The organism is Pseudotamlana haliotis (assembly GCF_008806375.1).
Lineage (GTDB): Bacteria > Bacteroidota > Bacteroidia > Flavobacteriales > Flavobacteriaceae > Pseudotamlana > Pseudotamlana haliotis.
The window spans coordinates 41,583-57,363 of record NZ_WAAT01000047.1; the positions used below are offsets into that span (position 1 = coordinate 41,583).

General features: G+C 34.4%; 11 protein-coding genes and 1 tRNA gene. 3 read left to right on the forward strand and 9 right to left on the reverse strand.

Annotated features, from left to right (window positions below; all coding sequences use genetic code 11):
* Position 1: 1 nt before the first annotated feature.
* The 9 genes from F6U93_RS11155 to F6U93_RS11195 all read right to left on the reverse strand — a co-directional run bounded on the left by F6U93_RS11155 (position 2) and on the right by F6U93_RS11195 (position 10,909).
* Complete coding sequence (locus F6U93_RS11155) at positions 2-1,768, reverse strand: alkaline phosphatase D family protein (protein ID WP_225312677.1); 1,767 nt, start codon at positions 1,766-1,768, stop codon at positions 2-4.
* 207 nt (positions 1,769-1,975) lie between these two features.
* Positions 1,976-2,956: a thioredoxin-disulfide reductase gene (gene trxB, locus F6U93_RS11160; protein ID WP_150939815.1), complete on the reverse strand. Its 981-nt coding sequence runs from the start codon at positions 2,954-2,956 to the stop codon at positions 1,976-1,978.
* A gap of 146 nt (positions 2,957-3,102) precedes the next feature.
* On the reverse strand, positions 3,103-5,232 hold the full coding sequence (locus F6U93_RS11165) for a peptidylprolyl isomerase (RefSeq protein ID WP_150939817.1): 2,130 nt from the start codon (positions 5,230-5,232) through the stop codon (positions 3,103-3,105).
* A gap of 133 nt (positions 5,233-5,365) precedes the next feature.
* Complete coding sequence (locus F6U93_RS11170) at positions 5,366-6,655, reverse strand: hemolysin family protein (RefSeq protein WP_150939819.1); 1,290 nt, start codon at positions 6,653-6,655, stop codon at positions 5,366-5,368.
* Positions 6,656-6,850, reverse strand: coding sequence for a hypothetical protein (locus tag F6U93_RS11175; protein WP_150939820.1), 195 nt, complete (start codon positions 6,848-6,850; stop codon positions 6,656-6,658).
* A 65-nt stretch (positions 6,851-6,915) separates the two neighbouring features.
* Positions 6,916-7,470 carry an LPS export ABC transporter periplasmic protein LptC gene (gene lptC / locus F6U93_RS11180; protein ID WP_150939822.1) on the reverse strand — a complete coding sequence of 185 codons (555 nt, stop codon included), beginning with the start codon at positions 7,468-7,470 and terminating at the stop codon, positions 6,916-6,918.
* Positions 7,470-8,849, reverse strand: a complete 1,380-nt coding sequence (locus F6U93_RS11185) for a hypothetical protein (RefSeq protein WP_150939824.1) — start codon at positions 8,847-8,849, stop codon at positions 7,470-7,472. The genes lptC and F6U93_RS11185 overlap by 1 nt, the downstream gene beginning before the upstream one ends.
* Before the next feature lie 21 nt (positions 8,850-8,870).
* Positions 8,871-10,181: a hypothetical protein gene (locus F6U93_RS11190; RefSeq protein WP_150939826.1), complete on the reverse strand. Its 1,311-nt coding sequence runs from the start codon at positions 10,179-10,181 to the stop codon at positions 8,871-8,873.
* Positions 10,178-10,909, reverse strand: a complete 732-nt coding sequence (locus tag F6U93_RS11195; RefSeq protein ID WP_150939828.1) for a type III pantothenate kinase — start codon at positions 10,907-10,909, stop codon at positions 10,178-10,180. The genes F6U93_RS11190 and F6U93_RS11195 overlap by 4 nt, the downstream gene beginning before the upstream one ends.
* Positions 10,910-11,089: 180 nt before the next feature.
* Here F6U93_RS11195 and F6U93_RS11200 point away from each other — a divergent pair.
* From F6U93_RS11200 to F6U93_RS11210, 3 genes are all read left to right on the forward strand, one after another.
* A tRNA-Phe gene (locus F6U93_RS11200) sits at positions 11,090-11,162 on the forward strand.
* A gap of 422 nt (positions 11,163-11,584) precedes the next feature.
* Positions 11,585-13,024: a hypothetical protein gene (locus F6U93_RS11205; RefSeq protein WP_150939829.1), complete on the forward strand. Its 1,440-nt coding sequence runs from the start codon at positions 11,585-11,587 to the stop codon at positions 13,022-13,024.
* 456 nt (positions 13,025-13,480) lie between these two features.
* The gene (locus F6U93_RS11210) at positions 13,481-15,697 is read left to right on the forward strand and encodes an FUSC family protein (RefSeq protein WP_150939831.1); all 2,217 of its coding nucleotides are present in this window, start codon (positions 13,481-13,483) and stop codon (positions 15,695-15,697) included.
* Positions 15,698-15,781: the final 84 nt, after the last annotated feature.

Consider the following 15,781-nt stretch of genomic DNA (forward strand, 5'->3'; position numbering starts at 1 on the left):
TTTAACCACATGAGAACATAAAAAAAACCGTTACTATAAAAATATAGTAACGGTTAATGTATTTGTCGACTAGATGAGATCTACGAAAATGATACTGTATGCCCAACCGTTGTCGTATAAGATTCTGATAAAATAAAATCCACTCTGATTTAACTTCTGAAGCCGTGAATGTCGCCATTAAATAACCGCGTCTGGACGCATCAAAATAGTTCAAGCCATCTATTAAAGTGGTCATGGCTTGCTCGAACCCAGCAATCATTTCAGGATTTGTAGCCCCTAAATAGGTTTCAAAACCTGGTGAACTCACACTTGAGGTCGCTAATTCAACCCCAACTTCTGTTCCATTTTGAGACTTTAAGATATTGTGCCACGCGTTATGGGTATCTCCAGCTAATGTTACAAGTTTATTTCCGCTTAAAGCGTTATAAATAATTTCACGATCCACAGGATAACCATCCCAAGCATCTAAATTATAAGGAATAACCGTATTCACTCGAGCTTTTTCTACATCTGTTAATGTAGGGTCGCCTTGTTGTAACCTGATTTTAATCGTTGTTAATTCTGTAAGGATTGTAGCGAAATTTGCGGTTCCAAAAGCCATGAGTAACTCTGCAGGAATATACATATTCCCCATTATTACTTGCTGACCTAAAACTTGCCATTTGGCATTATTCCCTTGCAACTGACCAGTTACCCAACTGAGCTGTTCTGCACCAAGTAAGGAACGCGAAGGATCACTTAATGCCGTTTGAAAAGCAAGTCCGTCAAAACCTGTGTCTGTAAAATAATCGGTTATATTTAATTGTTTATCACGCCCAATCACACGCGTATCAAGCATTACAAGATTAACCAAGTTTCCGATATTAATGCTACGATATATGATGTCGTTTTTACCTGAAGACAATTGTGAAAAAGGCAAGAACTCGCTATAAGCTTGAAGCGCATTTTGCTTACGTGTTTCAAAGGAACCTTCGGTAGCTTCATCGTGATTTTCGGCACCTTCTTTATAGGTATCATTAGCGATTTCATGATCATCCCAAACACAAATAAAAGGTTTCTTTTGATGTGCTAATTGCAACGATTTATCCGAACGGTATTGTTTATAACGTGTTCTATAATCCTCTAATGATAAAATTTCATGAGCAGGCTCATGGAATCGGTTTAAGAAAGCATTTTCTGAAGAAGAGCCATATCCTCCAGCTTCATGTTCATAAAAATAATCCCCTAAGTGGACAATAATATCAGCTTCGGAAGTCGCCATCGCATCATAAGCATTAAACAATCCTGCTTGATAATTAGAACAGGAACAAACGGCCAACTTCACCTCTGAAGCTTGTTCAGGCAAAGTAATGGTTTCACCAACCACTGAAATGGCATTGTCTTCACTATTTATAAAGCGGTAATACAGCTTTTGATCTGATTCTAATTCTGCCAACTCTACAGCAATGGTTAAATCACGAGAAGTCTCGGTGGTTATTTTTCCAGATCTCAGAGTGGTATCAAAAGTAGCATCAGTTGACACCTCCCAAATAACTTCACTATTTGCACTGGCATAGCGTGTCCAGATAATAACACTTGAACTTGTTGGATCGAAACTTGCGACTCCTTGATCAAAGTTTTTGTTTGTTAGTTGTGATTCGTCATAGTCTTCTTGAAAACTGTCGTCGTCATTACTACAACTAATAAAATTTGGAGCTAGAATAATACCTCCTGTTGCTATTAGAGCCTTTTTAATAAAGCCTCTTCTACCTGTGTTTTTTTGTGCCATTTATCTTTTTGTTCAAATTTGCTCCAATAAAAAGACATTAAAGTTATAAAATCTTTAATTATATGTTACTTTATAATTGGACTTTTATAGTCATTTAGACAACTACATATCTATCCGAATAACGTAGTTACCCATAAACCTAGTACGTGAAAACAAAAAACCCGAAGCCTAGGCTTCGGGTTTAGTATAAATTTGAAATAAATTTTATTAATTATAAGTAGACGTCGCTACTTCAAAATTCACATCTTTAGAAGCTAAATAACGCTCAGCGTCTAGAGCAGCCATACAACCAGTACCTGCAGCGGTAATCGCTTGTCTATAGACATGATCGGCAGCATCACCAGACACAAATACACCTTCTATATTAGTTTTAGCAGTTCCTGGTACATTGATGATATAACCCGTTTCATCTAAATCTAAGAACCCTTTAAAGATATCGGTGTTTGGTTTATGACCAATAGCCACAAAGAATCCAGTAGCAGGAACATCATGCTTTTCTTTAGTTTCTTTGTTATATACACGTACCCCGTGAACCACTTGTCCGTCACCTAAAACTTCATCAGTTTCAGTGTTGAAAAGGATTTCGATATTTTCGGTATTTTTAACACGTTCTGCCATAATCTTAGAAGCTCTAAACTCATCTCTACGCACAAGCATCGTTACTTTTTTACATAGTTTAGATAAGTAATGTGCTTCTTCACAAGCAGAATCACCAGCACCAACAATAACCACTTCTTGGTTTCTATAGAAGAATCCATCACAAACGGCACAAGCAGAAACACCTCCACCAAGTTTTAAATATTTTTGTTCTGAATCTAATCCTAGATATTTTGCAGAAGCTCCAGTTGAAATGATTACAGTATCAGCATGGATTTCTTTTTCACCATTCACCCATACTTTATGTACATCTGCTGAAAAGTCCACTTTTGTCACCCATCCATCACGGACATCAGCTTCAAAACGCTCAGCCTGCTTTTGCAACTCCATCATCATTTCTGGTCCTGTAACCCCTTCTGGATAGCCAGGAAAATTTTCAACCTCATTCGTTGTTGTTAATTGACCTCCCGGTTGGGTTCCTTGATATAATACAGGACTCATATTTGCTCGTGCAGCATAAATTGCAGCAGTGTAACCTGCAGGTCCAGAACCTATAATAAGGCATTTTACTCTTTCTATTGTATCAGACATAATCTTAGCTTTTTAACATCACAAAAGTAGGTTTTTTGTTAGAAAACTTACAGTTAAGTTATCAACAGTTTCTATAAAGTGATAAAATTTAATTATATAAAAAAGCCCCGTGAACCAGGGCTTTAATTTAACATACTATAAAACGCTTATTGTATTTGCGCTTGAGCTCTATTGTCTTCAATCTCTGCAGCCTCTTTTAAAGCGCTGTACAGTCTTGAATTCACAACAGCTGTTTTTTGTTGTTCTACACGGTTGGCAGCTGCTTGATAGTTCTCTAATTCAACTGCTGGAGTCGCTTTAGTAACTAGCACTGCATACACCCCTTTTTCTCCTTCTAATAACCCTGAAGTTTCTCCTTCATTCAAACCGAATGCCGCACCTACTACATAAGGCTCACGTCCTGCACCAGAAATGGTTGGATTCTTCATGTTTACACCTGTAGCTGATTTCACCGTAGTGTTTTCCGCAGCAGCGATATCCTCTAAAGTTGTAGCAGAAACTCTGTCCTTAATCATTTCAGCTTTCTTTTCTTTTCTAAGGATTGGTAAAACACGAGCCGTTGCGTTATCTACAGACATTAAGCCTGCTTCATTTTTAGCAACAACTTGAGCGATTACATATCCACCAGGAATATTAAATCTTTTAATATCACCAGCATCCACTTGCTCTTCAAAAGCCCAACGTACAATTGGTCTTTGGTTACCAACACCAGGAATACTTTCGTCTAAGGCTTTAATACCATTTACTGGTCTTACTGTAAGTTTATTTTCTTTGGCTACCGCTTCAAAATCACCTTCACCAGCGTTAATTTCGAAGTTAGAAGCATCTCTAAATATTTTATCAGTAGTTGCTTCAGATGGCTCAATTCTTCTTGCAATCGTTCCAACTTGAACAGCTCTTTTAGAATCTTTAAGACCTTCAATTTCTATAATATGGAAACCAAATACGGTTTTAACAACACCTAAGTCACCAACTTGTCCGTTAAATTCAAAATCGTTGAATTCTGGTACCATACTACCGTAAGCGTGCCAATCATAACGACCTCCATTATTAACACTTCCTTGATCAGAAGAGTACTCAGTAACGTATTCTGGAAATTTAGAACTATCAGATTCTAACACGTTTAATAAACTATCGGCTAAAACTTTAGCCTGGTCTTCTGTTTTTGTTACTTCAGGACCTGCACTTTGTGCTCCTAAATGCGGAATTAAAATGTGTCTAACTTTTGCAGAATCTGGAATTTGCTTTACAGCAATAACTTTAGAAATTTTAAAGAAACCATTATCCTTATATGGCCCAAAAACTTCACCTTCATTTAAGTTAAAAATATCATCAGCATAATCAGATGGCAAACTTCCTCTAAACACAAAGCTATCATCAAATTTTAAATCTGAAGCTGCTACAGAATTGATATAATCTTCGTTATCTGTTGCTTGAGCAAAGGCAGGAATTTCATTTTTTCTACCATTCTCATCAACTAATTGTCCATTTTTGTATCGATTAAGTTCCGCTTTAATTCCGTTTTCATCTTCAACAGAAGCTTCTTCTTTAAACTCTACAAAACGAATATCTCTAGAAGCTTCAACTTCAAACTGCGTTTTATGCTCATTGATATAATCTGAAATATCAGACTTACTTACTTTAACCAAGCTATCAGAAATTGTAGAATAAGCGATTTGCACATATTTAAGGTCTACTTTGTTTCCTTCTAATTTATGTTCTAATTCACCTTCAGCAAGTGTTCCTGTTAACCCTGCTTTAACCATATTGTAATAGTTTTGGTTAAGTGCATTTGCAGCAATTTGTTTCTCATAGTTTACCCAACTAGAAAAACCTGCAGGATTAGTTTCTTTTAAGTTGGCGATATATTCGTTCATTTTATTTTCATCGAAAAGACCAGCTTCATTCAAAAACTCTGGACTTGACGCTAAAGAGGTTCTTAATAAATCTCTCATTTGGTCTTTCTCTACAGTAATTCCAAGTTCTTCAAACTGAGTTTCCATAATGGCTTGTCTCACTTCTTGATCCCAAACACGGTTCATGATTTGTGTACTTGTAGTTGAAGGACCAGCTTGTCTTTGTGCAATTTCAACCTTTTGTAAAAAGTCTTCACGTGTAATTTCTTTACCGTTAACTGTAGCTATAACGTTTTGTGATTTTGCTGTAAGTGCATCAGAGTTTTTAAATAAATCTGCCAATACAAAAGCAAAAAGCGCTAACGCAATAATTAATATTAAGAACAGTGAGCGTTGTCTAATCTTGTTTAAAACTGCCATTTGAAAATTAATTTTTTTAATATCCCTTTTAAGGATTTCTAGTTAAGTTGCTGTCAATTATAGGCTAACTGACAAAAATATCGTGCGCGAAAATACCATTTTCCTTTTAATAATAAAAATAGAACTTTGTATTTTAATCGTCATCTAGAACAATAAGTTCGACCAAATCAATTTTAGTGTTTGAAACTTCTAAAATGGTGAATTGAAAGTGGCCAATTTTCACCACATCATTTTGGGTAGGAATCTCTTCTGTATGGTTTACAATCAAACCACCAAGGGTTTCATAATTCTCACTTTCAGGAAGTTCCAGTTTATAGGTTTCATTAATATAATCTACCTCTAGGCGTGCAGAAAACTTATACATTTGTTCGTTGATAAGCTCTTCAATTAAATCTACCGAATCGTGTTCGTCTTCAATTTCTCCAAAGAGCTCTTCTACGATATCTTCTACGGTCATAATGCCGGAAGTACCACCGTATTCATCTAAAACTACGGCTATACTTCGTCGCTTTTTAGTAAGAACGCTCAACACATCTTTAACGAGTACAGTCTCAGGCACAAACTCCACAGGTGTAATCATCGACTTGATATGACTTGCTTTTTTAAATAACTCAAAGGAATGCACATAACCAATAACATCATCAATAGTTTCTTTATAAACGAGAATTTTGGTTCGACCTGTTTCAGTAAACAAGGCATTTAATGATTTTATAGAGTCGTTGATTTCAACTGCAATGATTTCGGTTCGCGGTATCATCACTTCTCGAGCTTTAACTTCAGAAAACTCTAAAGCATTTTGAAAGATTTGAATCTCACTATCTACATCGTCATGTGCTTCAACCGATTGCATTTGCTCGCTAATGTAATTCCCTAATTCCACCTTAGTGAAAGCCAATTGAATTTGGTCGCCTTCCGTTTTAAAAAACACTTTTAATAAGAAATCTGAAATCCAAATCACAAAATCTGAAATCAACGAAAACACGATATAAAAGAAATAAGCAGGAATGGCCAAAGCTTTAATTAAGCTGTTAGCATAAATTTGAAAAAACACCTTTGGAAGGAATTCGGCAGTAATTAAAATAACTAAAGTCGAAATAATCGTTTGAGAAAGCAGACTTAAATCGGTAAGTAAATAATCTAGAAATACATAAGATGTAGGCACTAAAGATTGAAACCAACTCACCAGTAAATCGCCCATAAAAAACCCATAAAGAACCAAGGCAATGTTATTACCTATAAGCATAGTGGTTATAAACTTTGAAGGCTTTGATGTCAGTTTACTTAGAGCTCTCGCTAATAAACCGTCTTGCTTTTTCTCAATTTCTATATGAATTTTATTAGAAGACACATAAGCAATCTCCATGCCTGAGAAAAAAGCAGAAAGAATTAATGATACGATAATAATGATGACGTAAACACTCATTTACTTATTATTGTCTTTGTCTTCATATTTCTTTCTAAACTTAGCTCTGAAGAAAAACATGAAAATAGCTAAGGCCCCTAAGCCCAAAGAAAGGTATGCTTTATTAGGATCTTTACCCCATTTTGAAATCCCATCATATATGAATAATGCGGCAAATACTAAATAGGCGTATTGAAAAATCTTATAATATTTCATTAGTAGCTGTTTAATTTACGAAATGTAAAGGTAATTAAAATTGAGAAGCTTGCCTTGTTAAAAAATTACTCTTCTAAGGTAATAATACCTGTAACTTCTAGAACTTCGGCATTTGTAAACTTTGTATTGGAGTCGAAACCATGACCATTTATAAGGTCTTGCTCTGATTTGAATGAAACAGCTTTATTGGTATAGAGCCATTCATTTTTTTGATCGTAATACAACTGATCTGTTTTTAACACACGATTATCATGCGTGGTAATCACCACATTGTTTTGCATATCAATCAAACCTGTTTCAGAATATACAATAGCATAATCGGCTAGGACCACACTTTTTTGATTCTTTTCATCAAAAACATCGAGTTCTACACCATCAACAAATTCACGGAAAGGAAAATCACGATTTGAATAATCTAAGGCTTTGGTGCTAATCAAGTTAGCACTAACACGTCCAGAATCGGTATATTTTAAATTGAGATTATAATCTACACCTATAGGTTCATTTTCTGAAATCCCAAGCTTCTGCACTTGCTTTAAACTATCATTGCATGAAAAAAACATAGCCACAGTAAAAACTGTGACTATGTTAAAAATTCTATATGTAAAATGCTTTTTCATTAGATGCTTGGCACCTTAACAGAAGAACCAATCCAACATCCAATATTGATTGTTTCACCTGATCTTCCTGAACTAAAGATCTCAGATTTTTGAGGCGCTTTAGCTTCATAACTCGCGGAAGATTTTGATGCAGCACTGCTCATTGTAGGATCCACACTAGCTGCTTTTCTAGCTTCACTAGCTGCTAACCAATATACGGCTCTTTTATCAAAGTTAGTCGTTCCACAGTTGTTTGCACTTGCTGCATACATAGCTGCAATAGCAATATGAGGTCTTCCGTTTGAAGGGTTAAGCTTAAGTGCTTGTCTATAGTAACCTCTTGCTTTAGAATAACTTCCTTTAGCTTTAAACTTTGTAGCTACTCTATAGTAAAGTTTAGACTTTTTAAAGCTGTCTGTTTCTAAACTAATGGCTTGCTCGTAAAATTTAATCGCTTCGTTTGTTTTACCTTCTTTATCTTTTAAAATTCCTAAGTAATATGCTGAATTAGCAGAAGGACTGATATCGTGGTAAGCGTTTACTAACTTAAAGAATAAAGGATCTGATGTACATTCTTTCTCAGACATTTTACCGGCAGCTCTTTGTAACCAAACGGCATTCGTTTTGTTAGCTTCAAAGTCTTTAGTATATAAAGGAATTAAGTTTTCACAATTTGCTCTATCCCCTAGTTTTTGATCGATACCTGAAGCAATTTGATCGTAAGCTTTTAAATAACTTTCGTAGTATCTCTTATATTTTGCTTCTTTCTTAGTTAAAGCTGTACCAGCTTCTTCTTTTTCAATAAGTTTATTTAAGTCTTCAGAGTAGTTTTGAACTTCGCCTTCAACTTTCTCAGCAACATCATCATATTTATTAAATAAATCTGCTGCTGGTTTTTTTCCTGCATCGTATAAATCTACCATTAATGAAAAGTACGTGTATAAACTTTTTGGGTTTGTAAACGTGTCTTTATCTAAATTATAAGCATCGTCAAAACACTTGTATAATTCTTCATCAGTTTTACTTAAAGCGACTCTGTTGTCATACATTAACTGACAAGACTTTGCAGCATATTCACCTTTAGGTGTTTTAGAAGGAAAATTTACAGCTCTTTCATTCCAAAGTTTTACTAAATCGTTAATATAAGCAACTTGCTCTGCGCCTGTACTGTTATCAATTTTATGGTTTAAGATTTTCTCTCCATCTGCATAAATAGCATTACTATATTTAGGACACTTTTTTCTTACTGCCATCCAAGGCTCGTAAGCAGCGTCGTAGTTTTTAGCTTTGGCATACTCATGGAATATTGAAAGTTTCGATATACACTCTTCATCTTGTTGTGCATAGCCAAAATTTAAGCCAATAAACAATAGTACTAATAATGTGATTTTTGTTTTCATAGTTATTTTAATAAATTCAGTTTAATCATATTTTCTTTTCTGAAACCATCTATCGTTCAAAGATAGACTTATTTGGAAGTTTATAAAATTCTCTTGTATCAAATTATTGTCGGTGGTTCCGCGCTTACCAAATTCAAATCCTAAATTCGCATTTGAAAATAATCGGGCTTCACCTACAGGTAATCCTGTTCCAAAAGATATGCCAAACTCTTCTATAGACTGATTATTAATATTCAATCCAGTTTTCTCAAACCTCAAACCAGCTCTATAAACCATTCGTTTAAAGTAGTTTGAAAAGGAATTATACTGTGGAATATAAAAACCTCCAAAGGACAATCTTGAACCATCTTCATAAACAGTACCTGAAGTTGTGTATAATGGATTTGAAAAATTACTTGTGTTTTGCATCGTATATTCTGCACCAAGAAACCAACTTCTAGGCTGCCCTAAACCAACCCCTACTGTAAGTTTCGAAGGCAGTGACAAATCTGTTTCTTTTAATCCTGAAGCCTCTAAATTGGCATCAACGGTATTAAAGACAGACTCTTCATCTGTACTAGAATTAATAATTATTGTAGAATAACTACGTTCATTACTAGAACGTAGATTTGTTTGTGCTGTATAGGTTAAACCTGAAACTATTTCCAGTCTTTCAGTTAGCATCTTTTTATAAGATAGACCAAAAGTCATACTAAACCCACTCAAGTCTGATCTATTATCTTCACGGGTTTGATATTGTGTAGGAACATCACCATCGTATTGAAAGCCAACAACACTATTTTGAATGTTCCCAAAGTTATATTGAAAATCAACACCAGCGGAAAGCCCTTTTGTGATCTGATATCCAGCGCCTAAAAACACTTTATTTATACCACCTTCACCTCTAAATCTATTAGAGACATTTCCATCAGAATCTAAATTATCCAATTTATACCCCACTGAACTGTAAGGCATAATACCAAGACCTACCCCTAGTTTACCAATAGGAAAAGACATGGCTAAATAATTAAAAGTTGATGATGACGTTTTTCCTTCGCTAGCTTCACTTTTCAAAGTAGAACTTTGGTGAGCACCACCAACTGTATATTTAACAGGTCGACTTTGATTGCCCCAAGACGCTAAATTCTCCCCACCATAAGATGCTGGATTGCGCAAGTTCATATGAATACTATCATTATAAATACTCAAACCTCCCATACTCCTGTTTTCAACAGTACCTTTGAAATTTATATTTCCAATGCCATAATAAGAATATGGAGATGCTGTTGATTGCTGGCTATGACCTTTAATTGCAAAAATTACAATAAAAACTAATACAAGTTTTTTTATCATTCGTTTGAGTTAAGTTGTAAAATATAGTTCAATCCTTCCAAAAGGAAATTAGAATTGGCAAATATGCTACTTTTTAATTGTTTAGACAAGAATTTAGCATCGCCTCCTGTTAAAATAACTGTTAAATCTGAAAATTTATTTTGATACTGTGCTATAGTTCCTTGCAATTCATTTATAACACCATTAACAACACCTGAATGTATAGAGGCCGCTGTTGAATTCCCTGTAATGTCTTCTGGTTGTGATAACTCTAACAATGGCAATTTTGCGGTTAAATTATTTAACGCCTTGTAACGCATGCTTAAACCGGGTGAAATAGCGCCACCTAAATAGGTGTTTTTATGAGATATAAAATCATAAGTTATACAGGTTCCTGCATCTATGATTAAGCTGTTTTTATTCGGAAACTGCTTTACAGCTGCACATACCAACCCGATGCGGTCTACACCTAAAGTTTCAGGCGTTGTATAAGCATTAATAAAAGGCAAGGTCGTTTGACTATCCAAAACAACCGTTTTAAAATCGGCTTTCAAACTTTCTATTTGAACGGGGGTTAAATGCCCAACGGAAGAAATGATAGCATTTTTTAATAATGGAAATTCTGTTTTTAAAAGCTTTATAGCTTCTAAAAGTGTTTTATGAGCTACAATTCTTTTTTCCTTAAGCTCATCTGCTCTAAAAACGGCCAGTTTCACAAAGGAATTTCCTACATCAACAACTAAATTCATCTAATTTTTAAAAAAGGGTAAATTTACAAAAGAAGAAGCAATAATAAAGATTTACCGTATTTAATTAACATTAAATTAGTTAGCTTTTATTTCTAAAAAAAAATGAAATTATTTCATTTTTTTCGCCATTAGATTTGGCAGAATCTAAAATAGGATATATATTTGCAACCGCTTTAGCGAGGTACCTTAGCTCAGTTGGTAGAGCAAAGGACTGAAAATCCTTGTGTCCCTGGTTCGATTCCTGGAGGTACCACACAATTTTTCACAAACCCTTGATAGTCATATGATTATCAAGGGTTTTTTATTGCTCCTATGTTTTTTACGGCGTTTTTATGGATCATTCCTAAAAGTGGATCATTCCTAAAAGTTGTGGGTCATACTTAAAAGTTGTGTTTAAAGCACCTAAAAACACATCTACAGAACACCATTTACAGATTTTAAAAAGAATTCCCATGAAGTTCTAAATTGTATTCATAAGCCATTGACTATTAATTATTTTATACTTAATTTTAAGAAGCTATTAACACTATAGTTATCCCTTATGAAAAAACGCCTTCAAAAAGTCCACAATGCACATGTTATATTGACGTGTAAAGAAGATCAAAAGACCTTTCGATACTTCAGCAAGTTCAGAAGAAAAAGAAATAATTTCAACAATCTTTAATTAACTTAAAAATGGAAATTAATAAAGCATTCACCTATTTCATTTTCTTAACCGCCTGTATTGTTTTTCAAACACAGGCTCAAGACACCAATTATTGGACCCAACAATTTGGATCAAACTCAGTGCTCATGTCTGGTGCAGTTGTTGGCGGCAGTGATGACAACACCATGCTTTATTACAATCCTGGAGCACTTGGTTTCATAGATAATACTTCTATTTCTGTAAATGCAACCGCTTACCGTGTTGAAAATATCACCATTTCTAATGCACTAGGTCAAGAAGCAAATTTTAAAAGTAGGCAGTTAGGTGCTGTACCGCTTTTAGCTGGTGGTATGATAAACGTTAAGAATGATAACTGGAAAGTAGGCTACGGATTCATGGCCCCAACAAATTTCAATTTTAAAGGTATTGCTAGAAAAGAAGGGTTCTTTGATGTTATTGATGATTCTGAAAGTACAGGTCTTGAAGAAACTGTGGCTGAATCAGCTGTTAGCGATAGGCTTAATGAGATTTTAATTGCCTTTGGTGTAGCAAGACGATTAAACGAAAATTGGTCGGTTGGAATTACTAACCTCTTTACGGTACGTTCACAATCGTATAACAGAAGTTTATCTACCTATGTTTTCATGAATGGTTCAGAACGTACATTAGTTGCTGCAAACCTAAACGAAAATCTAGATTATTACAATGCCCGCTATAGTGCGAAGCTTGGTGTTTCATACCAAAAAGAACGATGGAAAGCAGGATTAACACTTACCACACCTTCTGTTAACCTCTTAGGAATAGGTTCTGTAGCCGCTAACATTGAAGCAAACAACTTTAAATTAATTGATGACAATCGTATCTCGGCAGTGGCAACTGATAGACAAAGTGAACTAAAAACAACTTATAAATCACCTCTATCGATTTCAGCAGGTGTTAATTATACTGGCACTAAATCACATATTGGATTTTCTTGCCAGTACTATGGAAGTACCGACATCTATGACATTATGGACGTCGCTTCAGACACCTTCATAAGACCTGCTAATGTAGCACCACAATTAGGCGCTGATGATTTTATGAGTGTACGTGCCGCAGCAAAATCAGTTTTTAATGTAGCCATTGGATATGAATATTTAGTAAAAGATAGTTTGTCTCTGTTTTTAAGCGCTAGAAACGATATGTCTTATTTTGATGAATCTTTAAATGATCAACGTGGCGTAAAAACCACAATAAGTAGTTGGGACATTTACCATATTTCTTCAGGAGTTACCATCAAAAAAAACCAAAGCAACCTCAGTCTTGGTCTATTATTTAGTACCGGAAGTACTAGTAACTACCAACAAAAAGGCTCTTTAAACAATCCTAACGAAAATGATTTAATAAAAGGAACCACTACCATTACAGAAGCTTCTTATGGTTCGCTAGGTCTACTTTTAGGTTATACTTTATACTTCCGAAAATTTTAGCATACGCATGCAAACAGACAATAAACTATTTGCTGTTTTTGCTAAAATTTAGTTGAAAATCGACATAAAAAAAAGCTATATCCAAAGTCGTTTATACCGTAACATATCAAATCAACCCTATCAAAGTCATGATGAATCTTCGTTCATTATAATGTTTCGACAGGTTCAAAACAACAGAGCCTTTGACTATATAGGCAGCTTCTTGTTAAATACATTTTCATGCTCATGGTAATCATCACCACTAGAACACCCTGTAAATAAAACTAGTGCAGTTAAAAAGGGTGAAATAGTCTTTTTCATGTTTTAAAAAAATTTTATAACGAAGCGGCAAATAAAAAAACACGGTAATCCAACTTAGTTGCAATGATGTTTTAAATAAAATTATTAGGTGCTTTTTTTTTCTAGCAACCCCATAATCTACATTATCCTTCTTAAATTTGATCTATAATTCGAGATATGATTAACAACTTACTTCGCTACTTTAAAAGCACACATTTTACAAAAGCCTTTTTGGTGGCATTAGCTATGGCTATTCCCGTTTTTATCTCTATTTATTTTTTCGATAGGGTTGATATTGGTTTTAGTATGGCATTAGGCGCAATATTATGTGCCCCTTCAGATGTTGCAGGAAGTTTAAAACATAAATTTTATGGAATTCTAGCTTCAATCGTGTTAACCTTTGTCATCACGTTAGTGGTAGGGTATTTTAGTAGTAACTTAATTATACTCATACCACTAATAATTGTTTTAGTATTTTCGGTAGCTTATATTTCAGTATTCGGATTTAGAGCTTCTCTTGTTTCATTATCGGGCCTATTGTCTTTAGTCCTTGCCTTTGCTCATACCAGTACAGAAACATCTTCATTAGAACACTCCCTTTATATAGCCTTAGGAGGTATTTGGTTTCTAATATTAACAACCTTAGTTCAAATAGCCTTTTCAAAGGTTGAAGTCGATTTTTTATATGTTCAATTGATCGAAAAAACATCTGAGTTTATACGCGTTCGAGGAAAACTACTAGTAAATGAGAAAAATAGACCGGCATTGTTCGACCAAATATTTATACTACAAACCGAAATAAACGAACTCCATGAAACCATAAGAGAGGTTATTCTAGAACGTAGAATGAGCTCTGGTTTTAGCAATAGATCTCGGCGTCGTCAATTATTTTTTTCCAAAATCATGGAGATTTATGAATTGGCTATTTCTAACACCATTGATTATGAAAAATTAGATGCCTGGTTTAAGGAACACCCCGAAGAAATTAATGAATTTAAAATTTTATTATTTGAAATTTCAGACCGCTTAAATCATATTTCTAAAGTTATTCGTAAGGAAGAAAAGCTGAACTTTCAAAATAATTTTAAAATTCTACTTAACAATTTAAATAATCATATTGAACACTATAAAATTAGTGTGGGACTTCCTGAGTCACGAGAAGGCACTATATTTTTATTAAACTATAAAACTTACCTGGAGAAACAAATAAACAACCTCAATGACATGGTAAGGATCTTGAACAATTATTCCAAAAATGATAAAATAGGAGGAATAAAAGATGCTGAACAGTTTATTACACCACAGGATTACGACTTGAAAAAACTAAAAGCTAATTTTAGTTTTAAGTCGGCAATATTTAGACATTCACTGCGTCTAACAGTAACTATGTTAATTGGTTTTATAATTGGGCATACCATTGAAATGCAACAACCATATTGGATTATATTGACCATCGTGGTCATTATGCGTCCAAGCTACAGCTTAACGAAGGAACGCACAAAAAATCGTGTGGTAGGTACACTTATGGGAGCAACTGTAGGAGTTGGTATTGTATTTTTAACTCAAAGTACAGTTGTTTACGGTATAATAGCAGCTGTATCTTTAATTATAGGATTTTCATTAGTAAAACAAAACTACAGAAACGGTGCTGCCTTTATTACCTTGTATGTGATTTTCATGTATGCCCTTATTACTCCAAATATATTAGATGTCATCAAATTTAGGGTTATTGATACGCTCATAGGGTCTAGTTTAGCCTATGTGGCTAATTTTTTGCTTTGGCCCGCATGGGAATCGAAAAGTATTAAAGAGTATTTTGCTCATACCATAGACGCATTATCTCTATTTTTAAAAGAGGTAGATCAACTGTACCATAAAAAAGGAGAAACACCTACTAGTTATAGTTTGGCCAGAAAAGAGGCCTTTTTAGAAATAGGTAATTTGAATGCGGCCTACCAACGATTTGCACAAGAACCAAAATCAAAACAAGCACATGGTGCCGAAGTTTATGACCTAACTACAATACTCAACACCTTTTTATCTTCACTATCATCACTAGGGATGTATATTAGAACCAATGAAACAGGAGAAGCACCAAAACATTTCGAAATTTATGTGAAGCATATTAATTTTAATCTACTTAAAGCAGTAGCCATCTTAAATGATGTGGAATCTGGCCATACCCTTGCTTCAGAAGAAATAAAACAAGCTACAGAAAAATATGATAGCTACTTTAATGAATTAGCTAAAAAAAGGGATAAGGAAATTGAAGCCGGTTTACCAATAACCAAAGATATGCGTATCAAACTACACGAAACACAATTAGTATCAGAACAGGTGAAATGGCTGTTGAATTTATCTGAAAACTTAGTTAAGAAGATTAAAAAGATTTAACACTCATAATTTTATATAAAACCATTACACCGACTAGCACAAAGTGGACTACCTAATAAATTTGGTACTATTTTATATTAAGCA